General features: G+C 61.9%; 26 protein-coding genes. 4 read left to right on the top strand and 22 right to left on the bottom strand.

Annotated features, from left to right (window positions below; all coding sequences use genetic code 11):
* Window positions 1–10 precede the first annotated feature (10 nt).
* The 3 genes from J4D25_RS12730 to J4D25_RS12720 all read left to right on the top strand — a co-directional run bounded on the left by J4D25_RS12730 (window position 11) and on the right by J4D25_RS12720 (window position 2,339).
* Window positions 11–913, top strand: a complete 903-nt coding sequence (locus tag J4D25_RS12730) for a LysR family transcriptional regulator (RefSeq protein WP_057712331.1) — start codon at window positions 11–13, stop codon at window positions 911–913.
* Between the two features lie 98 nt (window positions 914–1,011).
* Window positions 1,012–1,395: a type II toxin-antitoxin system PemK/MazF family toxin gene (locus J4D25_RS12725; RefSeq protein WP_057712330.1), complete on the top strand. Its 384-nt coding sequence runs from the start codon at window positions 1,012–1,014 to the stop codon at window positions 1,393–1,395.
* 680 nt (window positions 1,396–2,075) lie between these two features.
* Window positions 2,076–2,339, top strand: coding sequence for a DUF6124 family protein (locus J4D25_RS12720; protein ID WP_057712329.1), 264 nt, complete (start codon window positions 2,076–2,078; stop codon window positions 2,337–2,339).
* A gap of 121 nt (window positions 2,340–2,460) precedes the next feature.
* Here J4D25_RS12720 and J4D25_RS12715 read toward each other — a convergent pair whose 3' ends face one another.
* From J4D25_RS12715 to J4D25_RS12620, 20 genes are read right to left on the bottom strand one after another with little or no spacing between them, the layout of a single operon-like run.
* A complete protein-coding gene (locus tag J4D25_RS12715; protein WP_057712328.1) occupies window positions 2,461–3,687 on the bottom strand; it encodes a beta-ketoacyl-ACP synthase in 1,227 nt (408 codons plus the stop codon).
* The gene (fabG, locus tag J4D25_RS12710) at window positions 3,687–4,415 is read right to left on the bottom strand and encodes a 3-oxoacyl-ACP reductase FabG (protein ID WP_057712327.1); all 729 of its coding nucleotides are present in this window, start codon (window positions 4,413–4,415) and stop codon (window positions 3,687–3,689) included. Before fabG ends, J4D25_RS12715 begins: the two co-directional genes overlap by 1 nt.
* Window positions 4,415–4,873, bottom strand: coding sequence for a hotdog family protein (locus J4D25_RS12705; protein ID WP_057712326.1), 459 nt, complete (start codon window positions 4,871–4,873; stop codon window positions 4,415–4,417). Before J4D25_RS12705 ends, fabG begins: the two co-directional genes overlap by 1 nt.
* On the bottom strand, window positions 4,870–6,066 hold the full coding sequence (locus tag J4D25_RS12700; protein WP_057712325.1) for a beta-ketoacyl-[acyl-carrier-protein] synthase family protein: 1,197 nt from the start codon (window positions 6,064–6,066) through the stop codon (window positions 4,870–4,872). Before J4D25_RS12700 ends, J4D25_RS12705 begins: the two co-directional genes overlap by 4 nt.
* Window positions 6,063–6,680, bottom strand: coding sequence for a hypothetical protein (locus tag J4D25_RS12695; RefSeq protein ID WP_079246681.1), 618 nt, complete (start codon window positions 6,678–6,680; stop codon window positions 6,063–6,065). Before J4D25_RS12695 ends, J4D25_RS12700 begins: the two co-directional genes overlap by 4 nt.
* Window positions 6,680–7,405 carry a class I SAM-dependent methyltransferase gene (locus J4D25_RS12690; protein ID WP_057712324.1) on the bottom strand — a complete coding sequence of 242 codons (726 nt, stop codon included), beginning with the start codon at window positions 7,403–7,405 and terminating at the stop codon, window positions 6,680–6,682. Before J4D25_RS12690 ends, J4D25_RS12695 begins: the two co-directional genes overlap by 1 nt.
* Window positions 7,402–8,649 (bottom strand): NAD(P)/FAD-dependent oxidoreductase, encoded by a 1,248-nt coding sequence (locus tag J4D25_RS12685; protein ID WP_057712323.1) that lies wholly within the window; start codon window positions 8,647–8,649, stop codon window positions 7,402–7,404. Before J4D25_RS12685 ends, J4D25_RS12690 begins: the two co-directional genes overlap by 4 nt.
* A complete protein-coding gene (locus tag J4D25_RS12680; RefSeq protein ID WP_057712322.1) occupies window positions 8,636–9,796 on the bottom strand; it encodes a hypothetical protein in 1,161 nt (386 codons plus the stop codon). Before J4D25_RS12680 ends, J4D25_RS12685 begins: the two co-directional genes overlap by 14 nt.
* Window positions 9,793–12,132, bottom strand: coding sequence for an MMPL family transporter (locus tag J4D25_RS12675; protein ID WP_057712321.1), 2,340 nt, complete (start codon window positions 12,130–12,132; stop codon window positions 9,793–9,795). The genes J4D25_RS12680 and J4D25_RS12675 overlap by 4 nt, the downstream gene beginning before the upstream one ends.
* On the bottom strand, window positions 12,116–12,820 hold the full coding sequence (locus J4D25_RS12670) for an outer membrane lipoprotein carrier protein LolA (protein WP_057712320.1): 705 nt from the start codon (window positions 12,818–12,820) through the stop codon (window positions 12,116–12,118). Before J4D25_RS12670 ends, J4D25_RS12675 begins: the two co-directional genes overlap by 17 nt.
* Window positions 12,817–13,242: a thioesterase family protein gene (locus J4D25_RS12665; protein ID WP_057712319.1), complete on the bottom strand. Its 426-nt coding sequence runs from the start codon at window positions 13,240–13,242 to the stop codon at window positions 12,817–12,819. The genes J4D25_RS12670 and J4D25_RS12665 overlap by 4 nt, the downstream gene beginning before the upstream one ends.
* Window positions 13,235–14,779, bottom strand: a complete 1,545-nt coding sequence (gene hutH, locus J4D25_RS12660) for a histidine ammonia-lyase (protein ID WP_057712318.1) — start codon at window positions 14,777–14,779, stop codon at window positions 13,235–13,237. The genes J4D25_RS12665 and hutH overlap by 8 nt, the downstream gene beginning before the upstream one ends.
* On the bottom strand, window positions 14,760–15,701 hold the full coding sequence (locus J4D25_RS12655) for a glycosyl transferase (RefSeq protein ID WP_057712317.1): 942 nt from the start codon (window positions 15,699–15,701) through the stop codon (window positions 14,760–14,762). The genes hutH and J4D25_RS12655 overlap by 20 nt, the downstream gene beginning before the upstream one ends.
* On the bottom strand, window positions 15,698–16,432 hold the full coding sequence (locus J4D25_RS12650) for a glycosyltransferase family 2 protein (RefSeq protein WP_057712316.1): 735 nt from the start codon (window positions 16,430–16,432) through the stop codon (window positions 15,698–15,700). The genes J4D25_RS12655 and J4D25_RS12650 overlap by 4 nt, the downstream gene beginning before the upstream one ends.
* A complete protein-coding gene (locus tag J4D25_RS12645; RefSeq protein WP_057712315.1) occupies window positions 16,425–18,104 on the bottom strand; it encodes an acyl-CoA synthetase family protein in 1,680 nt (559 codons plus the stop codon). The genes J4D25_RS12650 and J4D25_RS12645 overlap by 8 nt, the downstream gene beginning before the upstream one ends.
* Window positions 18,101–18,646: a hypothetical protein gene (locus J4D25_RS12640; RefSeq protein WP_057712314.1), complete on the bottom strand. Its 546-nt coding sequence runs from the start codon at window positions 18,644–18,646 to the stop codon at window positions 18,101–18,103. The genes J4D25_RS12645 and J4D25_RS12640 overlap by 4 nt, the downstream gene beginning before the upstream one ends.
* Window positions 18,643–18,897: an acyl carrier protein gene (locus tag J4D25_RS12635; protein WP_007992314.1), complete on the bottom strand. Its 255-nt coding sequence runs from the start codon at window positions 18,895–18,897 to the stop codon at window positions 18,643–18,645. Before J4D25_RS12635 ends, J4D25_RS12640 begins: the two co-directional genes overlap by 4 nt.
* A gap of 9 nt (window positions 18,898–18,906) precedes the next feature.
* Window positions 18,907–19,182 (bottom strand): phosphopantetheine-binding protein, encoded by a 276-nt coding sequence (locus J4D25_RS12630; protein ID WP_057712313.1) that lies wholly within the window; start codon window positions 19,180–19,182, stop codon window positions 18,907–18,909.
* Window positions 19,160–19,972, bottom strand: a complete 813-nt coding sequence (locus J4D25_RS12625) for a 1-acyl-sn-glycerol-3-phosphate acyltransferase (protein ID WP_057712312.1) — start codon at window positions 19,970–19,972, stop codon at window positions 19,160–19,162. Before J4D25_RS12625 ends, J4D25_RS12630 begins: the two co-directional genes overlap by 23 nt.
* The gene (locus J4D25_RS12620; RefSeq protein WP_057712311.1) at window positions 19,948–20,673 is read right to left on the bottom strand and encodes a beta-ketoacyl synthase chain length factor; all 726 of its coding nucleotides are present in this window, start codon (window positions 20,671–20,673) and stop codon (window positions 19,948–19,950) included. Before J4D25_RS12620 ends, J4D25_RS12625 begins: the two co-directional genes overlap by 25 nt.
* Window positions 20,674–21,028: 355 nt before the next feature.
* Here J4D25_RS12620 and J4D25_RS12615 point away from each other — a divergent pair, with 355 nt between their 5' ends.
* The gene (locus J4D25_RS12615) at window positions 21,029–21,799 is read left to right on the top strand and encodes a ParA family protein (protein ID WP_015093167.1); all 771 of its coding nucleotides are present in this window, start codon (window positions 21,029–21,031) and stop codon (window positions 21,797–21,799) included.
* A gap of 129 nt (window positions 21,800–21,928) precedes the next feature.
* Here the strand turns inward: J4D25_RS12615 and trxC are convergent, their stop codons facing one another.
* Both trxC and selO read right to left on the bottom strand, forming a co-directional pair.
* Complete coding sequence (gene trxC / locus J4D25_RS12610; RefSeq protein WP_057712310.1) at window positions 21,929–22,363, bottom strand: thioredoxin TrxC; 435 nt, start codon at window positions 22,361–22,363, stop codon at window positions 21,929–21,931.
* 73 nt (window positions 22,364–22,436) lie between these two features.
* Window positions 22,437–23,900 carry a protein adenylyltransferase SelO gene (gene selO / locus J4D25_RS12605; RefSeq protein WP_057712309.1) on the bottom strand — a complete coding sequence of 488 codons (1,464 nt, stop codon included), beginning with the start codon at window positions 23,898–23,900 and terminating at the stop codon, window positions 22,437–22,439.
* Window positions 23,901–23,934 lie beyond the last annotated feature (34 nt).

Below are 23,934 nucleotides of genomic sequence, written 5' to 3'. Positions count from 1 at the left end.
TGGGGGTTCCATGGAATTGCGTCATCTGCGCTACTTCATCGCCGTCGCCGAAGAACTGCATTTCGGCCGCGCCGCACAAGTGCTGGGTATCTCCCAACCACCGCTGAGCCAGCAAATTCAGGCGCTGGAACAGGAAGTCGGCGCCCGGTTGTTCGAACGTACCAATCGTCGGGTCGAGCTGAGCGAGGCCGGTCGGCTGTTTCTGGAAGAGGCGCGGCTGGTGCTGGCGCAGGTCGACAAAGCGGCGGATGTCGCGCGACGGGCGCAACTGGGCGAGTTGGGTGAGCTGAAAATCGGCTTCACCTCGTCGGCACCCTTCAACTCGACCATTCCCCAGGCGATTTTCTCTTTCCGCCAGCGCTTCCCGGCGGTGCACCTGAATCTGCGGGAAATGAGCAGCACCCAGGTGGCCGATGCGCTGGTGGACGAGTCGATTGAAGTCGGGATCATGCGCCCGCTCGGGCTGCCGGACTGCCTCAGCGTGGTCGAGCTGATGCGCGAACCGTTGGTCGCGGTGCTCAGTTCCAAGCATCCGCTGGTCGAGGGCAGCGAGGAGGGCTTGTTCCTGTCTGCCCTGGCGCTTGAGCCCTTTGTGTTTTTTCCACGCAGCTACGGCAGTGGCCTGTATGCGCAGTTGCTCAGCCTGGCCCGGGACTCCGGCTTCAGCCCGCACTTCGCCCAGGAGGCCGGCGAGGCGATGACCATCATCGGGCTGGTGGCGGCGGGGCTTGGTGTGTCGGTGCTGCCGGCGTCTTATCAGCGGATGCGCATTGATGGCGTGGTCTATCGACCGCTGCTGGATCCGGCGGCGGTGTCGGCGGTGTGGCTGGTGCAGCGCAAGGATCAGAAGTCGCCGATGGCGCGGGCGTTTGTGGAGTTGTTGACGAGGAAGGTTGAAGGCGTGGTGGCGTGAGAAACTGATCATTACGCAGGACATTTAAAGTAATGGATCGAGCTTAGTGGTTTTCCGGAAACTTGCGCAGAATCGATCTTTTTAGCCGAGTGCCATGGATGCCACTTCTATATCAACCAAAGGAAGGCAGCGTGCTGATTTGTGATTTCAGGGGCTATGAGATTCCTGAAATGGTCAAGATCAGACCGGTCATTGTGATTCGCAAACACAGGACCAACAGCTTGTTGGTTACGGTCGTGCCGCTGAGTACCACCGCTCCGGACTGTATTCTTGAACACCATTTGGAGCTACCCAGTTATTTACAAGGAGCGTCCCCGACCTGTTGGGCAAAATGCGATATGGTCGCGACAGTGAGTCTCTCCAGGCTTGACCGAATCAAGAGTCGAGATCGAAGGGGAAATCGTGTTTACGTCATTTCACAGCTTGAAACAGATGAGTTCCACGCAATCAAAGTCGCGGTGCGCAGGGCGCTGGGACTGTGATGGCAACGAAATTGACACAGACAGGCGAGTTGCCACCTGTTGTCTACGATGCCCATTCGGGCAATACTGCCAATGTTCCCGAAAGGGGCTTGTGAGACTCTGAGGATCCTGGGCAACCAGCCATCGCAGAGCCAGGCAGGTACAGGGCGATGACAAGCCGACCTGTTTGTGAAGGGGCGCCGAAAGGCGCCCTTTGTCGTTTCTGGTGTTTCTGAAAACGTTGAATCCGAGGAAGGTGAGTCACTGTAGGAGCGAGCCTGCTCGCGATGGACTAAAGAGCGCCGCGTGCATCTAGGAAACACGTGTCATCGTTAACGACCATCGCGAGCGAGCTCGCTCCTACAGAAGATCAGAAGCTTCACCACTGTTTGTGGGACTTTTCTGAAGTGCTTCCGACAGGCTACAGCGCCTTGCGGCGTTACCTACAACTACTCCAGAATCCGCCGGCTTGTGCGCTTTGAGGGGCATCGCTAACTTGATTCGCGTCACTGATTGTCAGTGGTCGGGTTTAGTAGCCCGCTTTCCATATCTAGCGCATTGGCGCTCCTGATAGGCAGGTATCTCTATACCTGCCCTTGACGGTAGCTGTGCGCAGGGCGCCTTCGGGTGCGCCGGATTGATGTGGACCGGTCTACTAACCTGCGTACAGCTGCCACCCTTCTTTTTCAGGACGCTGAATCATGACCAATACGCCAAAGCCACCGGATACCGATCCGGACGCGCCACATCAGCCCAGCCCAATTTTTCTCATCGCCCCCGATATCGACAACCACACCCTGCTGGAATACGCCTGCGTGTCGCTGGCATCAGCCAATATCATGGCCAGCGACTTCGCCAGAAACCTGAAGGGGCCGGAGGGGCACACACTGTTGGGAATTCAGCAGTCGATCATGCTGGGGGAGCTGGCGGTGAATCGGGTGCTGGATAACCTCGACCCACCGTAAACCTCTGTAGGAGCGAGCCTGCTCGCGATGGACGTTAACGATAACGCGGGCAGCCTGAATGAACGCGTTGCCCGGACGTTTTTCGCGAGCAGGCTCGCTCCTACAGGGGAAATATTTCAGGTTATGGCCAGCGCTTGAAAATCAGCGACGTATTAACCCCGCCAAACGCAAAGTTGTTGTTCATCACGTACCGGTTGCTCATCTGCCGAAACTCGCCGCGCAGGTAGTCGAGCTTGCCGCAGTGCGGGTCGACTTCGTCGAGGTTGAAGGTGTGGGCGTACAGGTCGCGGTTCATCATTTCAATGCTGAACCACGACTCCAGCGCACCGCAGGCGCCGAGGGTGTGGCCGAGGAAGCTTTTCTGCGAGCTGATCGGCATGTGTTCGCCGAACAGGCTACTGGTGGCCAGGGTTTCGGCGATGTCGCCCTGTTCGGTGGCGGTGCCGTGGCCGTTGACGTAGCCGATGTCCGAAGGTTTCAGCCCGGCGTCTTCCAGGGCCAGTTCCATGGCCCGGCGCATGGTGATTTGTTCGGGACGGGTGGTGTGCTGGCCGTCGGCGTTGCTGCCGAAACCGACGATCTCGGCATGGATGTGTGCGCCACGGGCCAGGGCGTGTTCCAGTTCCTCGAGCACCAGCATACCGCCGCCTTCGCCGATCACCAGGCCGTCGCGTGCGGTGTCGTAGGGGCGCGGGCTGCGTTGCGGGGTGTCGTTCTTCAGGCTGGTGGCGTAGAGCGCGTCGAAGACCATGGCTTCGGTCGGGCACAGTTCCTCGGCACCGCCAGCGAGCATCAGCGGCAGGCGCCCGAACTTGATCGCCTCGTAGGCATAGCCGATGCCCTGGCTGCCGCTGGTGCAGGCGCTGGAGGTGGGAATCAGGCGACCGGTGAGGCCGAAGAAGATGCTGATATTGGCCGCGGTGGTGTGCGGCATCATCCGCACGTAGGAGTTGGCGTTCAGGCCTTCGGCCACTGAGTTGAGCAGCATGTTGCCGAACGCCTTGATCTCGTCGGTGCTGCCGGTGGAGGAGCCACAGGCGATGCCCATGCGCCCGTCCTTGATCGATTCGTCGCCCAACAGGCCGGCGTCGGCCAGCGCCATCTCCGCCGCACCCACGGCAAGCCGCGAAACCCGGCCCATGCTGCGCAGTTGCTTGCGGGTCCAGTGGCTCGGCACCTTGAAGTCATCGATGGGGCCAGCCAGGCGCGTGTTGAGTTCTGTAAAACGATCCCACTCGTCCATCCGGCGGATGCCGCTGCGGTTGGCTGCGAAGTTGCCGGCGATGGTGTCCCAGTCGCTGCCCAGTGAGGTGATACCGGCCATGCCGGTGACGACGACGCGCTTCATCAGCACAGGCCTCCGTTGACGGCCAGAACCTGCCGGGTGATGTACGAGGCTTCCGCCGACATCAGGAAATTCACCGCGCCGGCCACCTCTTCAGGGGTGCCCATGCGTTGTGCGGGGATCATTTTCATCAGTTCTTCCACCGGCACATTCTCGTCGAGCATGGCTGTGTCGATCAGGCCGGGTGCGACACAGTTAACGGTGATTTTGCGCTTGCCCAACTCGATCGCCAATGCCTTGGCCGCGCCGATCAAGCCGGCCTTGGAAGCACTGTAGTTGACCTGGCCACGGTTGCCGATCAAACCCGACACCGAGGTGATGCAGACAATCCGCCCGGCGGCGCGACGACGGATCATCGGCATCATCACCGGGTGCAGCACGTTGTAGAAACCGTCGAGGTTGGTGCGCATCACCACATCCCAGTCTTCCTCGCTCAAGGCCGGAAAGGCACCGTCACGGGTCAGGCCGGCATTGAGTACCACACCGTAATAGGCGCCGTGGGCCTCCACGTCGGCTTCGAGAATTTCCTTGCAACGGGCGCGGTCGGCCACGTCGAACTGCAGGATGCGCGCACGACGGCCCAAGGCCTCGACTTCGGCCTTGACGGCTTCGGCGTCCGCCAGGCCGCTGCGGCAATGCAACACGATGTCGTGCCCGGCCTGGGCCAGGCGCAAGGCGATGGCGCGGCCGATGCCACGGCTGGAACCGGTGACCAGTACGGATTCAGTCATCACTGGACTCCTTCGGGTTCATGGAGATATTGAGCGGCCTGGGGTGGGCGGAACACATTCAGACGGGCGGTAACGTGAATGCCGGGGGCGTTGATGTGGCATTCGAACACGCCCATGCCGTTATCGTCTTCCAGGGAGCGAATACCGTGGATGGTCAACTCGGTGCCGGCCGGAAAACTTTCGACGTTGCATTCGAATTTTCGGCTGCCGAGCAGGAAGCCCAATTCCACCTCATCACCGCGCTGGCGCGCATGGCAACCGGCGAAGGCGGCCACGCTCTGGGCCATCAGTTCGATGCCGACCCAGGCCGGCAGGCTGCCGTCGGGGAGGTTGAACAGGCCATCGGGCTTGACGGTCAGGCGCGTGTGAATCTGCTCTTCATCGAACGCCAGGATCTGATCGATAAGAATCATGTCACCCGCGTGGGGCAGCAGTTCGGCGATCGGCCAGTCAATCATGGGGCGTCTCCGATAATCAGGCTGACGTTGTTGCCACCGAAGGCAAAGGAATTGCTCATCAGATAGCGGGGTGCAATGGACGTCAGGCGAGTGGTCGGGGTCACCCATTGCAGCGGCGGCAATTCGGGATCGGGCTGTCCGTCCCAGACGTGGGGCGGCAGGGCATGCTCGCGATTGTCCGGGCTCAGGCTCAACCAGCAGAACGCCGCCTCCAGCGCCCCGGCGGCACCGAGGGTGTGACCGGTCATGGGTTTGCTCGACGAACAGGGTACGCCGGCCGGGAACAGGGTCGCCACGGCCTGGCTTTCCATGGCGTCGTTGTGCTGGGTGGCGGTGCCGTGCAGGTTCAGATAAGCGATCTGCTCCGGTTGCAGGTTGGCGCGGCCCAGGGCTTTGCGCATCGCTTGCAGGGCGCCACGGCCGCTCGGCTCCGGGGCGGAGATGTGATGCGCATCGGAACTGGCGCCGCTGCCGAGCAAGGCAATCGCCTGGCTGTCGGCTGCACGTCTGGTCATCAGGAACAGCACCGCCGCTTCGCCAATGTTGATGCCATTGCGGTTCACCGAAAACGGATTGCAGCGTTGTTCCGAGACCGCTTCGAGCGCCGAGAAACCGTTGAGTGTCAGCTTGCACAAGGTGTCGACACCGCCACACAGCACCGCGTCGCACATGCCAAGGTCCAACAGGCGCTGGGCGCTCATCAAGGCCCGGGCGCTGGAGGTGCAGGCCGTGGAAATGACATAGGTCGGCCCGCTCAATTGCAGCCACTCGGCGAGGAAGTTCGCCGGCGCCCCGAGTTCCTGTTGCTGATAGTCGTACTCGGCAGGGAACTGCTTTTCACGCAGGTAATGCGCCAGGCCCTGGCTGGCCTCGTCGATACCCGAGGTGCTGGTGCCCAGCACGACACCGATGCGGTCGCGGCCGTAGGTCTGGATCGCGCTGTCGATGTCCGCGCGGATCTGCAGCGTGGCCTCCAGCAACAACTGATTGTTGCGACTGTGATGGCGCGACATGTCGGCCGGAATGCTTGCCAGTTTGCCCAGGACCGCACCGACCGGCAGTGTGCGTTGCGGCACCCACCCGGTTTGTTCGCGCATGCCGCCGCAGTCGCCGGCAAACAGGTTGCGGGCGACTTCCTGTTTGTCGCGGCCCAGTGCGCAGACCAGTCCGAGGGCATTGAGGTAAGCCGTCATGGCGTTTCACCGCTCAGGGGCGTGACTTGATAGCTCGGACCATGCGGTAGCTTCAATTCAAAATTCTGCGGTTGTGCGTAGCGAATGTCCCAGCGCTCGGGCAGGGACCGTTGTCTGCCGTACTGCCAGGCACCGGGATAGTTGGCCGCCAGTTCTTCTTGCGGCGTCAGCGCAAACAGTAGCGCCGCGAACAGTTCCCGGGCTTGCGGATTGGGCGGCAGGAAACCATCGGACTCCCAGGTTTTATCGATCAATTTCTGGCGGGCCTGGGGAATGCCCAACAGGTCCATCATCGACCAGCGAATACCCGTCTCTTCACGCTGGATCACCAGCACCCAGTCCTGGCGTTCGTCGGCCAGCCCGCGCTGGATGTGCAATTGCAGCGGCAACGGCAGATCCGGGTTTTTCTCGGGCAGTGGCGCCCGGCCGGCGCAGGCGCTCAAAAGCAGGGCTACGGCAAGTAACAGAAATCGCATAACGCCGGTTACCCCTGTGGGAGCGAGCTTGCTCGCGATGGCGGCGATACATTCAACATTGATATTGACTGACCCACCGCTATCGCGAGCGAGCTCGCTCCCACAGGTTTGGTGTTTCAAGCGGTTGGCAATGAACATCACTCAGTTCCTTCAAACGGTTTGCGCGCCACCACATTGACCAGGGTTTCTTCCCGTTGGCCAAAGGGTTTTGGCTTGCACACACCCAAGTATTCGAGCAGGCCGAAATCCTTGGCGCGACTCCACCACAGATACGGATAAGACACGTTTTGCGCGGTAAATTCGAAACCCTGGCGACGAATCATTTGCAGGTACTGCGCAGCGCTTTTCTGCACGTGCATGGGGTGGCGAAACAACCAGCGGATCACCCAGGTATCAATGTAAGCCTCGGTGGATTCGGCGAACAGCAGATAACCGCCGGGTTTGAGTACGCGGTAGAACTCCGCCAGTGCCTGTTCCTGCTCCACCAGGTGATGGAAGGTCTGGTGACAGAACAGCAGGTCGATACTGGCGTCCGGCAGGTTCAGGCTGGCGCAGTCGCCGCCGATCAACTCCACTTCCATGCCCTGGCGGGCCGCTTCTTCGCGGCTCTGGATCAGGCTTTGTGGATCAGCATCGACGCCAATCAGACGACCGGGCGCAAAGGCCTGGCGCAGCAGCGGGAATGACTTGCCCTGGCCGCAACCGGCATCCAGCAGCACCGGGCTGACAGGCAGCGCTTCGCTGAACAGGTTGTGCAAGTCGTTGATCGCCAACCGCAGTACATAGTGTTGCCAGATCTGGCTGCGCAGGAACCACAAACCGAAACGGGTTTCTTCGACGTAGTTGTCGCTCAAGTAGTTCATGACGCATCCCTTGCACAGAACTCCGAAATCGCCTTCAACCGGCGCCTGGCTTCGCTGACGAACGGATTGCGTCGGTCCCAGGCATATCCGGCAAGAATGGAACTGATCATCCCGCGGATTTCCGGTGAGCTGCTCTCATGGAAAATCACGTCCTGGAATGTCCCCGCGTACCAGCCTTCGACATAGCAGCGGAACGTGTCGACGCCGCGCTTGAGCGGTTCGGCGAACTCGGTTTGCCAGTCGACGGCTTCGCCTTGCAGCTGACGGTGCAATACCCCAGCGGCCATGCTCGCCGAACGCATGGCGATGGTCACGCCGGAGGAAAACACCGGGTCGAGGAATTCCGCGGCATTGCCCAGCAGCGCGAAGCCCGGGCCGTGCAGGGTTTTGACGTTGGCCGAGTAACCGCCGATGGTTCGCGCCTCGGTGTCCCACTGCGCATTTTGCAACACGCGGGCCAGGCTTGGCGTCTCGGCGATAAAGCCGCGCAGGCACTCGTCCAGATTGTCGCTGCGGCCTGCGAAACGCTCCTCTGCGGCGACCACGCCGACCGAGCAGCGCCCGTTGCTGAACGGGATGGTCCAGAACCACACATCGCGCTGGGTCGGATGAGTGGTCACCAGGATCTTGCTGCGGTCGAAGGCCGGGAGGTCGATACGGTCTTCGACGTGAGTGAACACGGCTCGGCGCACCGGGAAGTTCGACGGCGCCTCGAGGTCGAGCAAGCGCGGCAGCACGCGGCCGTAACCGCTCGCATCGAGCAGGAAGTCAGCCTCGATGCGGTACTCGCTACCGTCTTCGCGGCGCACGCCGAGCTGCGGTTTCCCCGGGGCAATGTCGACGCTGACGATTGTTTCGCCATAGCGGATCTCCACGCCTTGCAGCGCGGCCTGATCGGCCAGCAGCTTATCGAAATCGGCGCGCTGGACCTGAAACGTCGTCGATTTGCCGTGGCTGAACGTCTCGCCGAAATCGAAGGCGCTGTAGCGCTCGCCCCAGGCAAACGCGGCACCGGTTTTCAGCTGGAAGCCGGCGGCGTTGACGGCGTCGAGCATGCCCGCTTCTTCGACGAAATCCAGGCAATGGGCCAACAGGCTTTCACCGATGGAAAACCGTGGAAAATGCTGCCGCTCGATCACCAGCACATCGTGTCCCTTGCGCTTGAGCAACGCGGCGGCGATGGCGCCGGAAGGTCCGGCGCCGATGATCACGACCTGGCGGCATTCCATCTCAACGGTTGGCATGGGGGCTCCTTGCGGGGACAGCGGCTTTCAGGGGGATACGATGCATGCCGGTCAGGGCTGGCAGCAGTGTAGCGATCAGGCCCATCAGCATCAGGGCAAAGTACAGCGGCGGGCTGATGAGTTGCTGTTGCAGCAGCAGGTTGAGAAAAACGATCTCGCTCAAGCCACGGATGTTCAGCAGCACACTTTCCCGCCAGCGGCTGGCACCCTGGAACGAGGCCCCGGCCCAGCCGAGGCCGAGCCAGTTGCCCAGCAGTTTGCTCAGCATCGGCAACAGCAGCAGGGCGACCAGTTGCATCCAGCCGAGGCTGTCCATCGCGCTGTGCACGTTGATCTGCACGATGCCGAACGTGAGGATCAGCGGGATGGCGATGTACGTCTGCAAGCGGCTCATCCACATGGCCGGCAACGGCAGGACCAGCGGGGCTTTCAGCGCGGCCATGATCAATACATAGCCGATGCCGAAAATCAGCGCATTGAGCTTGAAGTGTTCGGCGACGACCAGCAGGGCGAAAAAGCTCAGGCTGTAGAGCCACGTCTGGCGCAGGCCCAGCAGCCGCAGCAGCACCGGGAGGCACGCGCCGGCCAGGGGCAGCAACAGGCTGCTCAGGTGCAGGCTGCCCTGGGCGATACCGAACAGGGTCCAGCAGGCGAGGTCGATGAGGATCGCGGTTTGCACCAGTCGCCGGGTGGCGGCGGGCGGGTAATCGATGTGCCGCAGGTACAGGTACAACACCGGAATCGCGGTGATGGCGAACAACAGGCCGACGGCCAGCGAACTGATCCACGGTTGCGGCGGCAACAACCAGACGGCCGTGGCCAGGCCGCAGGCAAACGGAATGCAAAAGCTGGGCAGGGCGATTTTCAGGCTTTGGCGATCCAGTTGCAGGTCGATCACATCGCTGAGGATGTAGCCCAGCAACAGGGCAAAGCTCAGGCTGTAGAGGTGCTTCAGCCAGCCCGGCGACACCAGCTGCGCACCGCTCAATTGCCATTGGGGCTCGATCCAGAAATACATCAACAGCGGCAAGCCGAGGGTCGCCAGCAACAACTGGCTGACGATGGGAATCAGGCCGAAATGCCGGCCGACACGGGTCGCCAAGGCGAACAACACCAGTGCCATCGCCCAGAACAGAACGACCATCATGTTGCCCGCTCCACGGCCGTGGGCTCATGCACCTGGCGACCGGCCCACGGTGCGAGCAGGAAGCTGAAGATCAGGCCCAGGCTCACCGACAGTCCGAAGTTGCTCACCGCCGGGGTGCTCGATACCGCCAGCAGGCCGAACGACAGCCAAGTGGTCAATGCCGCCAGCAGGGTGCCCAGCAGGCTCACGGCTGCGCCGCCGACCTGTTCGCGCATCAGGATCGCGTAATCGACGCTGATCGCCGTCACCAGCAGCAGGCCGAACAGGCTGAACAGGGTCAGCGGCTGCCCTAGCCAGCCGAGGCTGGCCAGGCTGCACAACGCCGCCAGCAGGGGCAGGGATACGATGCGCAACGCACCGCCCAGGCCGAACGGCAGGATCAGCACCAGCACGATCAACACGCAGGAGGCGAGTTTCAGTTCCGCGGCACTGATTTGGGTGGCCGCGAAGACGTTGTTCAACTCGCCCAGTCGATCCACCAGTGTCACGCCGGGTAAATCCTCGCCCTGGAGCCGCAGCAGGGCCGTGTTGTTGATGCCTTGCAGGCTGACCATTGCCGCCACGCCGTCTTCGGTCGGCCCCAGCCACAGGGCCCGGTAGGGTTCTGCCAACGGGCCGCTGAGCGCTGCTTCGATGTCCACGGTCGGCAATGCCTGAAGCTTCGTCAGCTCGGCTTGCAGCGCCTCGACCGGTACGCCGACTTCGAGCAAGGGTTGCCAGAACGAAGACAGTTTGCTCAACGCTGCGCGCACCTGTTGCTGTTCGTTCGGCGGGCTGACCAGTTGATTGAGCGACAGATAACCCTGGAGCTTTTCCAGGCCTGTCAATTGATCCAGTCGTTCTCTCAGAGCGGTCTGGCGTTCGAGCAGTTGCTGCTGATTGGCGGCGCGTATCAGGAAGAACTGGCTGGTGGGTTGATAGCCGGTGATTCGGGCAATGGCCTGGGCTTCGTCGGTCAATTGTTGCGGTGCGCTGATCCACTGGCGGATGTCGTTTTTGCTGCTCAGCTGCAACAGGCCGCCCACGCAAAAGGCGACCAGCAGCGCCAGCAAGACTGGCGTTTTCAGCTGTTTGAGCAGCGCTTCACGACAACCCAGCAAAAACTCGCAAACGCGCAATGGCCAGTGCGCCGGGCGCAGGTCTACGCCCTTGAGCAATGCCGGCAGCAGGCACACGGCGGACAAATAGGCGCCGAGCAACCCTGCGGCAGAGAACGCGGCAATCTGGGTCAGCGCCGGGAAGGGGGTCCAGGCCAGGGCCAGGTAACCGATGCCGCTGGTGATCAGGCTCAGGGTCAAGCCCGGCAGGGTCAGGCGCAGGGCTGGCCAGCTGCGCCAGGGTTTGAGGCTCCAGCTCTTGGACAGGTAATGCAGGGGGTAGTCGACCGCGACACCAATCAGGCTCGAACCCAGCACTAGGGTCATCACGTGCATATGGCCGAACAACGCAACGCAGGCCACCGCACCGAAGAGCATGCCCACCAGCACCGGCACGAAGGCCAGCAAAACGCGCCAGCGCCGGAAGGCCAACAGCAGCAGCAACAAAATCCCCACGGTGGCACCGCCGCCGACCCAGGTCATCTCCCGGGCGGCCTGCTGCTGCCCGCTGGCTGCGTACAACAGGCCGCTGGCGGCGAGCAGTTGCACGTCGTGCCGGGCGGCTTCTTCGCGGCTGTGCTTGAGCAGGTCGGCCACTTGCAGCGGCAGGTTCATGTCGAAGGCGTTGCCGGTGGTGCGCGCGCGCAGCAGCACCCAGCTCTTGCCATCGGCATCGGCGACCAGAGCGCCGCTACCGATGTCCAGTTGCACCGAACCACGTTGCGGCTGGCTGTTCTGGATGCGCCCGGTCAGGCCCAGCCAGTCGTCCTGGCTCGGCACCAGGCTGTAACCGTTGAACGGGTCGAACAACGCCTGCACCCGCTGCTGGATAAAAGTGTCGGGGTGCTCGATCAGAAGTTGTCGGTCCGCCGCCTGGAGCATCGCCAGGCGACCTTGCAGCAACTGCGTGCGCAGCGCCGGCAAGTCGGCTTGCAGGGTCCACTGGACCTTTTCGAACAAGCCGCTGGCCTGCCATTGCTCGCCGAGTGTCTGCGCCATGGCGACGGCCTGCTGGCGATCGCTGTGGCCGACCAGCACCAGCATTTCGCGGTTCAGGGGTTCTTGCATGCGTTGTTCGGCGCGCAGTTCCAGGGCATCGGGCGCTGTGCCGGGCACCAGATCCATCAGGTTGGCCGACAGCGGCGCGCCGTCACGCCATTGCCAACCGGCGAGCGCCAGTACTGCCAGCAGCAGGATCAGAAACAGCCGTGGCAACCACCGTTCACTCGGCAAAGTCATGCTGCTCCGCGTCGCTTAACGGTTGGGTGCTGGTGCTGTCCTGCATGCGCAACAACGTGCTGTCGCCCTGGGTCTCGAGCAGTTCGATGCTGTGTACCAGTTCTGCGCCGGTAATGTTGATCTGGTTGAACACCTGCTTGAGCAGCATCGAGCGTGGCAGCAGCGTGAGCTTCCAGTTCTGCGCGTCGCCGCTCAGGGACAGCTCGAAATCCCGTTGCAGGCCACTGCTATCGCCTTGTAGCACGGCGAGGAACAAACGGTTCTGCTCGGCACCGGCGCTTTTGCCCGGCAGCATTTGCCAAACACTGCCGTCACGTCGGGCAATGCCTTTGGCGGTGATGCGGTAGTCCTGTTGCAAGGGCGTTTTCAACAGCCATAACAGGCCGTGGTTTTTTGCCAGCACGAACGTGCCCTTGCTGGTCAGCGGCTGGGGCAGGGCGCGCAGGTGTTTTTCCTGGATGAAATTGCCGTGGATCACCTCGGGTCTGGCCAGTTGATCGCTGAGCTGTTTCAGATCGAAGGCGCTGGCCAGCCCTGGAATGCCCAGTAGCACGCAGAACACTGTAGGAGCGAGCTTGCTCGCGAAAAACCTGAGGGCGCCACGGGGTGTCAGATACCCAGCGTTATCGTTAACGACCATCGCGAGCAGGCTCGCTCCTACAGGGGAACGGGGATGGCAGAACATCATGGCAGGGCCTTCTCAACAGCGTCGGTGAAGACCTTCGGCGAGGCCAGTTGCATCTCGCGGCTGGCAATGTCGACGGCGACCTGCACCGACATGGCCCGGGTCAGACGCTCACCGGTTTGCAGGTCGCTGATCAGGTAGTTGATCTTCAAGCGGTTCTCCCACTCCACTAGGTTGGCGCGCACGTTGAGTTTCTGACCGAACACCGCCCCGCGCACGTAGCGCAATTGCAGGTCGATCACCGGCCACGCATAGCCGGATTCGTTCATCGCCGTGTAGTTGTGGCCGATCTTGTCCAGCAGCGCACAGCGGGCGACTTCCAGGTATTTGACGTAATGGCCGTGCCAGACCACGTGCATGCTGTCGACGTCAAAGAACGGTACGACGATTTCCGTGTCGGTGTAGAGAAATCCCTTGCTACGCATGCAGCCTCCAGTGTTGTTCGGCGATGCGTTGCAGGCACAGGCGCAATTCGCCTTCCAGCGCGCGGTCTTCGATGACCGGTGGGAAGTCCTTGGCCAAGGCTTCATGCATGGCGGCCAACGCGGGTGGCAGGGGTCGTGCATCTTCGGCCTGGCCGCGCAGCCAGACGCCCTGATTGGCCGCCAGCAGTGTAGCGGCCGCCACCTGTTCGGTGAGTTCCAGCACGCGGATCGCATCCCGGGCGGCGATGGTGCCCATGCTCACTTTGTCCTGGTTGTGGCATTCGGTGGAGCGCGAGAAGACGCTGGCCGGCATGGTGTTCTTCAGCGCTTCGGCAGTCCAGGCGCTGGTGCCGATCTGCACCGCCTTGAAGCCGTGGTTGAGCATGGCGCGGTCGGCCGTGGCGCCCGACAGGTTGCTCGGCAAGCCATGGTTGTAGCGCTCGTCCACCAGCAGCGCGAGTTGCCGATCCAGCAGGTCGGCGACGTTGGCCACGAGGTTTTTCAGGCTGTCCATGGCGAACGCGATGTGCCCGCCGTAGAAGTGCCCACCGTGCAGCACGCGCTCGGCCTCGGCGTCGATGATCGGGTTGTCGTTGGCGCTGTTGAGCTCGATCTCGATGAACGAACGCAGCCAGTTCAGGCTGTCGGCCAGTACGCCCAGCACATGGGGCGCGCAGCGCAGGGAATAACGGTCTTGCAGGCGATGCAGTGGCGCGGTCGGCGCGTCGATGGCCAGGTCTTTGCGCAACCACGCGGCGACCTGCATCTGCCCCGGGTGTGGCTTGGTCGCGAACAGGCGCTCGTCGAAGTGCTCCGGGTTGCCTTGCAGGGCGACCACGTTCAGCGCGGTGATGCGCGTGGCCAGATGCAGCAGGTAATCGGCGCGGGCGTACGCCAGGCAGGCCAGACCGGTCATCACCGCGGTGCCGTTCATCAGCGCCAGGGCTTCTTTTGGACGCAACACCAGTGGCTGCCAGCCGAGTTCGCGGTGCACATCGGCAGCCTGCCGACGCTCGCCGCGGAACATCACCTCGCGTTCGCCGGACAGCGTGGCGGCAACGTACGAAAGCGGCGTCAGGTCACCACTGGCGCCCACCGAACCTTCCTCCGGAATCAGCGGCAGGATGTCGTGTTCAAGGAACGCCTGCAGGCGCTCCAGCAGCTCCACGCGCACCCCGGAAACACCGTGGCACAACGACTGCAACCGCGCTGCCAGTACCGCGCGGGTGGCCTGGGCGTCGAGCAGTTTGCCCAGGCCGCAGCCGTGGAAGGTGTACAGGTGACGGGGCAGCGCCTCGACGTGATGCAGCGGCACCGCGACCACGCAGGAATCGCCATAACCGGTGGTTACGCCGTAGATCACGCCTTCCTTGTCCAGCAGAGAGTCCAGAAAACGAGCGCCCTTGGCGATGCGCTCGCGGTAGGCAGGGTCGCTTTGCAACTGCGTCGGCACCTTGCGGTTGGCCAGTGCCAGCACATCTTCAATGCGCAAAGGGCGTTCGCCGAAGGTTACCGGCTCAAGCGTTGGCGTCGTCATCGGTCTTCCAGAAAGGGTAAAAGTTGAACCATTGTTGGGGCGCTTCGAGGCAATAGTGACCCAAGCGTTCGGCGTAGCGGGAGGCCCACTGATGAATGACCTGTTCACGGTCGCTGCGCTTCCAGGTGATTGCGTCAGCGAAGGGTTCAATGGTCAGTCGATAGTCGCCGTCGGGCTTTTTCAAACACAGCAGCAGGTTGACCGGGCATTTCAGCAGGCCGGCCAGCAGCCACGGGCCCTGGGGGAACCTGGCCGGATGACCGAGGAAGTCCACGGTCGCGCAGCGTCCGCCATGCAATGGCACGCGGTCGCCGGCAATCGCCAGCCACTCGCCGCGCTCCAGGCGCTCGCTCAGTTGCAGCATGATCCCGGGGTCCAGTTCGCTGACCTGGATCAGGCGCAAATTGGTCGCCCCGGCTTCGCCCAGCAAACGGTTGAACTGTTCGGCGTGCTTGGTGTGCACCAGCACGTTCATCGTGACTTTCTCGCCGAGCTCCGCCAGTGCACGGCAGACTTCCAGATTGCCCAGGTGCGCGCCCACCAGCATCTGCCCGCGGGCGCCGCGCAACTGGTCGCGCAGCAGCGCCGGGTCGATGATTTCGATTTGTTCGATGCTCAGCTTGCCGTTCCATACGTCGAGTTTGTCGAGCATGGAATCGGCGAAAGCCATGAACTGGCCGAACACCCGCCAGTGGCTCGGGCGCAATTCGCTGCGACCGCTCCAGTCGGCCAGGCGTTGCTGGTATTGCCAGGCGCTGTGTCGGGCGCTGCGGCCGAACAAAAAAAAGTACAACACGATGCCGTACAACACTGGGCTCAGTACTCGACGGCCCAGCACTTTGGCACCGAACGCGGTGAGCTTCATCAGCCAGAAACTGCCCCGTTCTTCGCGGTCGGCCCAATGCTGCTTGTCTGAACTCATGCCCGCCACCGTCGCCAGAGGATCACTGGCGCGCGCAGCAACATGCCGAAGAACAGCCGCGTGTGCATGCTGGAAATCAGGACGTTGTCGTGGAACATCCGAAAATGCGAAACGCCGTCCAGCGGGTAATGGACTTTGGTTTGCAGCCATTGCATCGGCTGATTGCGCCAGGTCAGGCGCACCAGGATGTCCGAGTCGAAGTCCATGCGCTTGCCGATTTTCGCTGACTCGATCACCGCCAGGACCGGCGGCAATGGGTAAACCCGGAAACCGCACATGGAGTCGCGAATCTGCAATGACAGGGTGTTGATCCAGACCATGACGTGAGTCAGGTAGCGCGCATACAAACGGCCTTTCGGCACGCTGGCGTCATATTGCGGATAGCCGCAAATCAACGCTCGTGGGTAGCGGCGTGATTGTTCGATGAAACGCCTGACGTCCTGCAAATCGTGCTGGCCATCTGCATCCACCTGCAAGGCATGGCTGAAACCCAGGCGCGAAGCTTCGCGCAAACCGGTCATGACCGCGCCACCCTTGCCCTGGTTTTCGGCCAGCCGGATCAGGTAAACCATTTCACGCTGGGCCAGGCGATCCAGCACCCGGGCGCAGCTCGGGCTGCTGGCATCGTCCACCAGAATGCACGGCAGGTTGCTGGCGATCAGGGCATCGACCACCGTGGTGATGGCGCTTTCGTGGTTGTACACGGGGACGACGGCGCAGGGGCTATGCATGCTCCGCCTCCAGCAAGATCCGCCCGCTTGAGCAGGTGGCGGTTTCGTTGCGATAGGCGAAATACAATTTGCCGCGCGCCGGGTCGTAGCGCAGATGCAGCTGGATTTCGTCGCCCGGGCGCACCAGTTGCTGGAACTTCAAGACTTCCATGCCGGCGAATTTTTTCGGCAGGATCATCAGTTGCTGGCCCAGGCTCAGCGCCCAGTCCACCTGCACCACGCCAGGCAACACCGGCGCCTTGGGGAAATGACCGCTGAAATAGGCCAGGTCCGGTGGCACGGCCAGTTGCAGGCTCCACTCGCCATTGCTTTCGACTTGCTGCAGCACCTCGGGCGCTTTGGGGCGCGGCGCCAACAGCAGGGCGTCGACGTCGGCCTGGGGCAGTTTGCCCTGAGCGTTCAGTGGCAGTTGTCGCAGCAGGCGCCAGCGTCTTGGCAGGGCCAGGGCTTCGCAGTGTTGGCTCAGGTGCTGGCGCAATTGCTCGGTGAGGCTGCGTCGACCGTGATTGCGCAGCACATGCAAACCGGCCTCGCTCAGCACCAACAGCGCCCCCAGGGAGGCGCGGTTTTCCTGAACGACGCCGAGCCGAGCTTCGATGACCCATTCATGGGTCGTCAGCGCCTGTTCCAGCATCGGCAGCGAGATGCGTTTTTCTTCCAGTTTGACGATCCGGTCCAGTCGCCCGAGCAATTCGAAGCGACCATCGATGGCGATGCGCGCTGAATCGGCCGTGTGTTCGATTTGACCGACGGGTAAGTAGGGCGAAGCGATCAGCAGCGCACCTTCACTGTCTTGTGTCAGCGTGACATCGGCAAAGGGGCGCCACAGTTCCGCGCCCTGACGCCAGGCGATGCCGCCGGTTTCCGAGCTGCCGAAGATTTCCGTTGGCCATTGCCCCAGACGCTCATGCAGGCTCTGTGCGGCCTCGACCGGCAATGCGCCGCCGGAGGAAAACACCCGGCGTACGGCGCTCAAGGCCGGCCAGTCGAGGTTGTCGCCCATGCGCTTGAGCAGCGCCGGGCTGGCCACCCAGGTGAAGGCCGGGTATTCGCGGCTGGCGCGTTGCAGGTCTTCCGGAAAGGCCAACTGCCGACGCAGGAACGGGCGCCCGGCGCACAGTGGCCAAAGCACCCGAAACAGCAGGCCGTAGATGTGCTGGGTGGCGACGCTGCCAATGATGCACGCCGGGCCCAGGTCGGCGCCCCACAGCTGCTCCAGGGCTTCGACTTCATTGGCCAGTTGGCGCAGGTTTTTTTCGATGCGCTTGGGTTCGCCGCTGGAGCCGGATGTGCACAGGCTGAGTCGGCAGTTATCCAGGTCCAGCGCGGCGGCACTAAGCGGCGGTTGTTGGAGGTCGCCAAGGTGCGCATCGTCGGGCTGATCGCTCAGCCACAGATCAACATCACCTGACCAGCGTTGGCGGGTCTGCGGTTGCAGGTCGGACGGCAGCAGCACACTGACCCCGGCACGCCAGGCGCCGAACAGGGCAATCGCCAGGTCGGCGGCATCCTCAAGGTGCACGGCCATCTGCCGGACACCCCGGGCTTGCAGGCCGGCGGCCAGGCGCAGCGCCTGTTCGCACAGTCGGGCGTGATCCAGTGCCGGAGCAGTGGTTACGGCGCGCTCCGGCTGAGCCTTGAGCAGCAGGTGCTCAAGTTTTATCCAATTCATGGGTGGCCTCGTACCCTTATTCGTATGAGCCATTCAATGGCAAACATCAGGCCTATCAATCCGTAGGAAATCAGGCCGGTGTACAGCGTCCACCAGCTCAGCGGCGCCCAGAGGGTCAGGGCGGCGGCACACAAACCGTTGCAAAGAAAAAAAACGCTCCAGGCGATGGTCACCTGACGGGTATAGCGAATGCCCTCGGCCGGCAATTGCGGCTCGCGTACCCGGGCCAGGCGTTCAACGATCGGTGGGCCGAATGTCAGGCTCGATCCGAACAGCACCAACATGAAGCTGCTGATCAACACCGGATACCAGCGCAACAGCGCCGGGCTGTCGAACAGTGCCAGCAACAGGCAGAACACAATGGCCACCGTGGCCATCCACAGGCTGCCAGGCCGTCGTTTGCCGGTCAGCGCCCGGGCCAGCCACAGCCCGCCCAGCAACAGCCCGAACTGCCACGGGGCGAAATGCTCCATGCCGAAATACACCGCAAAGGGATACAAAAGGCCTACCAGCAGCAGGCCGAGGCCAATCAGTCGATTCATGCGGCGGGTTGAACCAGACGGTAGACCGCCTCGACCACGTCACTGACGGTACGCACCGATTTGAATTCTTCGGCAGCGATTTTCTTGCCGGTCTGACGTTTGATGTGATCAATCAGGTCGACCGCGTCGATGCTGTCGATTTCCAGGTCCTGATACAGGTTGGATTCCAGGCTCACACGCTCAGGGTCCAGTTCGAAAAGCTCGACCAAGGCATCGCGCAGGGTGTTGAAAATGTCGTCACGAGTTTGCATGGTCCGGTCTCAAGCTGCCTGTTTTGCGCTGACGAACGCCGCAAGGCTCGCCACGTTACTGAAGTGGTTGCGTGTGTCCTTGGCATCGGCGTCGATTTTGATGCCGTACTTTTTCTGGATGGCCAGGCCCAGTTCCAGGGCGTCCACCGAGTCCAGGCCCAGGCCTTCGCCGAACAGCGTCTGCTCGTTGCCGATGTCTTGGGCGCTGATGTCTTCGAGGCCCAGGGCGTCGATGATCAGTTCTTTGATTTCCAGCACCAGGCTAGGGGTGTTCAGATCGCTCATCTTCGGCGAGCTCCTTGATGAAGTAAGAATGCAAATAATCGTTGAGCTTGCGCGAGGCCTGCGGAGCCGGCCCCTGCGTGGCGAAGGTCTTTGGGTCTATATCGGCCCCGACCCGGAAACTGAAGTGCACGCGCCGCTTGGGGATGCGATACCAGGGTTCGGCCTTGGTCAATGTGGTCGGGCTGACCTTGATAATGACCGGGGTGAGGATTTTCGCACCACGCAGGGCGATTGCCGCGCCGCCCCGATGAAAGGCCGGCGGCTGGCCGGGCTGAGTGCGCGTACCTTCCGGGAAAATGATCAGGGTCTGACCGTCTTTCAGCGCGTCGGCAGCCGCGTCGAGCATGTCCATGCTGCCGTCGTTGCTGATGTATTCGGTGCAGCGCAGCGGCCCGCGGGTGAAAGGGTTTTCCCAGAGGCTTTGCTTGACCACGCAGTTGGCGTGACGCACCAGGCCGATCAGAAACACCACGTCGATCAGCGATGGGTGATTGGCAATGATCATTTGCCCGGGGCGACCGAGTTTCTCCGCACCCTCAATGTTATAGGTCAGTACCCCGGTACGGGCCATGAAACGCACAAAAATCCAGAAACAGCGGCTGACCGTTTGCCGGGCCCGCAGCCGATGGGTCCGGGCGTCGCCTGGCAGCCAGTTCAGTACAGGGAAAATCACCAGGCGCAGGCACAGCCCGCCCAGCCCGAACAGGGCGAAGCTCGCGGCGGTGGCCAGCAAACGCCAGTAATAGGCGTCGCGGTTTTTCTCGGTCATGGGTTGCGTTGCCAGGTCCATACACGATTTTTCCAGGCATGTTGGCAGGTGGTTTGCTGGCCGAGCAGCGCACACAGCAGATTCAGCGCGTGAGGCCAGCGGGGTTTGGACAACGCATCCGAGGGGCTGTTCAGGGACAACTGCCAGTCGGTACCGGGTGTGATCAGCAAGCCGACGGCATAAGGGAACGGCACGTCGTCGATCCAGGTCGAGTAAGCCTCGGGTGGCTTCTCTTCGGTGACCACCAGCAGTACCGCGCGAGCGCCTTCAGCCAGCAGCGTGGCAGCTTCAAGCATGCCGTGTTCCAGGCCATCGCCTGCGGCGGCCAGGGCGGTCATTTCGCTGGTTTCACCCCGCATGATCGACCACAAGCCAATGATCGCGTTATGCACCGACAAGCTGAACCGGGTCGGCGACAGCGGCTGGTCGGCGGCCAGATCACTGAGAATATCGACGGTGCGGGGCGTTTCGCCGTGACGGGAAACAAAGACCAATGGCAGATCCTGCCGACCTTCGGCCAAAGGCCAGCCGACACTGAATGCCATGCGCGCCAGACGGCTGAGCCGTCGACGCTGCATGGCCGGCAGAAAGGAAACGTCGGGAGCGGCATCGCTGTCCGGCAGCACGACCGGTTGTCGGCACCAGGCCTGCCAATCGGACACGCTATCAAGCCCCGGGGCCCAGGCGCGCCATTGGGCGATGTTGAAGTTGATCACAGACATTCATCCCACCCTCACGGGCTTACTTGACGCGGGGGAGTGGCCGAGGGCCGAGATTTACCCTGCGTGGCGTTTGGCGCCGAGTGGCGCGCATTATCCCGGTGCCGGGAACGTGTAGCAAATGCTGGTTACATTTTGCTCAGAAGATGAAGCGGCTGGTTCGCAAAAATTGAATGATTGGCAACTATTCACAGAATTATTACCCCGTCTGTCGGTTCTGGCGTCGAACCGCCGGGCCGCTCAGGGCTTTTCATGCAAGAGAAGGCAACTGACTGTGTAGTCCTTGCACTGGTGAGGTAGCGTAGCCATACCGTGGACCACTACACTCGGTCATTCTTTGATACACGGAGGTTTTGACATGCGGCGCGTGGTGTTCAATCAGAAAGGTGGCGTTGGCAAATCCAGCATTGCCTGCAATCTGGCGGCGGTCAGTGCCAGCGAGGGTTTTCGCACCCTGTTGGTGGACCTCGATGCCCAGGCCAACTCCACTCAGTACCTGACGGGGCTCACCGGTAGCGATATTCCGATGGGTATCGCCGATTTCTTCAAGCAGACGCTGTCTTCCGGGCCGTTCTCCAAAAAGAATCAGGTCGACATCTACGAAACCCCGTTCGATAACCTCCATGTCATTACCGCCACCGCCGAGCTGGCGGACTTGCAGCCAAAGCTTGAAGCCAAGCACAAGATCAACAAGCTGCGTAAGTTGCTTGAAGAGCTGAGCGAAGACTACGACCGGATTTACCTCGATACCCCGCCCGCACTGAATTTTTATGCGGTTTCAGCGTTGATTGCCGCCGATCGTGTGCTGATTCCCTTCGATTGCGACAGTTTTTCACGCCAGGCACTGTACGGCCTGATGGCGGAAATCGAAGAGTTGAAGGACGACCATAACGAAGGTCTGGAAGTCGAAGGCATCGTCGTCAACCAGTTCCAGGCCCGCGCCAGCCTGCCCCAGCAAATTCTCGATGAGCTGATCGCCGAAGGCCTGCCGGTGCTGCCGGTGTACCTGGCCAGCTCGGTACGCATGCGTGAATCCCACCAGGCCAATACGCCGCTGATCCATCTCGACCCGCGGCACAAGCTGACCCAGCAGTTTGTCGAGCTGCACAACCTGCTGGAAAACGCCTGATTCTGGCGGATAACACAGAACCCCTGTGGGAGCGGGCTTGCTCGCGAAAGCGGTGTATCAGGCGACACCTCTTTTGAATGTCAGCCCGCCTTCGCGAGCAAGCTCGCTCCCACATGGTTCCGTGTTGTTTCAGATGCCTTGACTACGCAACCAGCTCATCAGTTGCTGTAACGGGAACGCCCCGCTCTGCCGGGCGACTTCCCGGCCGTTCTTGAACAGGATCAGGCTCGGAATCGAGCGAATCCCCAACTGCGCCGACAACTGCTGGTTCGCCTCGCTGTCCAGCTTGGCCAGGCGACACTTGCCCGCCAGTTGCCCGGCTGCCTGCTCGAACACCGGTGCGAACGACTTGCACGGCCCGCACCAGTCCGCCCACACATCCACCAGCAGCGGCAGATCGCCCTTGATCTGGCTGGTGTAGTCGCCTTGCTTCAATTCAAACGGTTTGCTCAACAGGACTTCGGCCTTGCAGCGCCCGCATTTCGGGTGGTCGTTGAGGCGCTCGGCCGGGATGCGGTTGAGGCCGTTGCAGTGAGGGCAGGGGATGAGGAGTGGGTCGGTCATGACAAATCGTCCAATCGAAAGCGAATGATCCATATCTGGAGACATGACTCCAGATTTTCAATCGTGCAGTGCCTCACGATGAACAACTGATCTCCAGATGCTTGCCCCATTCCGGTGGCCGCTCGGCGTAGCTTTCCATCCCCGGTTGTTCCTCGAACGGATTGCTCAGCACCGCGTGCAGTCGACGGACTTCCGAGTAGTCGCCGTTCTGCGCTGCATCGATGGCGTTTTGCGCCAGGTAGTTGCGCAGGATGTACAACGGGTTGACCGCGTGCATCCGCTGGCGACGCTGCTCTTGATCAAGCGTGCCTTCACGGGAACCCCTGGCGACGTAGAGCTCGCCCCAGGCGTCAAAGCCCTTGAGGTCGACGAAGTCTTCACGCAAGCGGGTGATGGCCTGTTCCGGCGCTTGATCACCCAAACGGCGGAAAAACAGGCTGTAGTCGACGCCGCTGTTTTGCATCAGTTGTAGCAGGTTCTCCAGCAGTTTCTGGTCGTCATCCTCGGCGGTGGTCAGGCCGAGGCGGCGGCGCATCAGGTCCAGGTAATGGGCCTGGAACAGTGGCAGGTACAGGCCGAGGGTTTCGCGCAGGGCCTCGACGCTGATGAACGGTGTCAGGGCCTGGGCCAGGGCGCTGAGGTTCCACTGGCCAATCGGCACCTGGTTGCTGAAGGAGTAACGGCCCTGGTCATCTGAGTGATTGCAGATGAAATTGGCGTCGAAGTCATCGAGGAACGCGAATGGGCCGAAATCGAAGGTGATGCCCAGGATCGACATGTTGTCGGTGTTCATCACCCCGTGGCAGAAGCCATAGGCCTGCCATTTGGCGATCAGTTCGGCGTTGCGCTCCACCACTTCGCGGAACATCGCCAGGTACGGCTCCGGTTGTTCCAGGCACTGCGGGAAGTGCATGGCCAACACGTGATCACCCAGCTCTTTCTGTTGCTCGGGGCGCTTGGTGTAGTAGAAATATTCGAAGTGGCCGAAGCGCACATGGCTCGGCGCCAGGCGCAGGATCATGGCTGCGCGTTCCTGCTTTTCGCGCCACACCGGGGTGTCGGAGCCGATTACGCACAAGGCGCGGGTGGTCGGGATATTCAGTGCGTTCAGGGCTTCGGAGGCGAGGAATTCGCGGATCGACGAGCGCAGTACCGCCCGGCCATCACCCATGCGTGAAAATGGCGTCTGGCCGGCGCCCTTGAGGTGCAGGTCCCAGTGTTCGCCGGCCTCGTTGTACACCTCGCCGAGCAACAGGCCGCGACCGTCGCCCAATTGCGGGTTGTAGGAACCGAACTGATGTCCGGAATAGACCATCGCCCTTGGGATTGCGTCGGCCCAGAGCTTGTGGCCGCTGAACAGTTCGGCGAACTCCGGGGTTTCGGCCACGCTCGGGTCGAGGTCCAGCAGCGCCATGGCGGCGGGGCTGGCCACGACCAGGCGTGGATTATCGATGGGCTCGGGCAGCACATGGGCGGAAAACGCATCGCCCAGGCGGTCGAAGCGATTATCGAAAGTGAGTTCGTCGAGGGCTTTCAAGGGCCGGCTCCAGCAGAATGTCCGAGCATTCTGC

The organism is Pseudomonas sp. GW456-L13 (assembly GCF_017350115.1).
Taxonomy (GTDB): domain Bacteria; phylum Pseudomonadota; class Gammaproteobacteria; order Pseudomonadales; family Pseudomonadaceae; genus Aquipseudomonas; species Aquipseudomonas jessenii.
The sequence above is the reverse complement of the archived record's forward strand: the minus strand, read 5'-3'. Positions and strand labels throughout refer to the sequence as shown.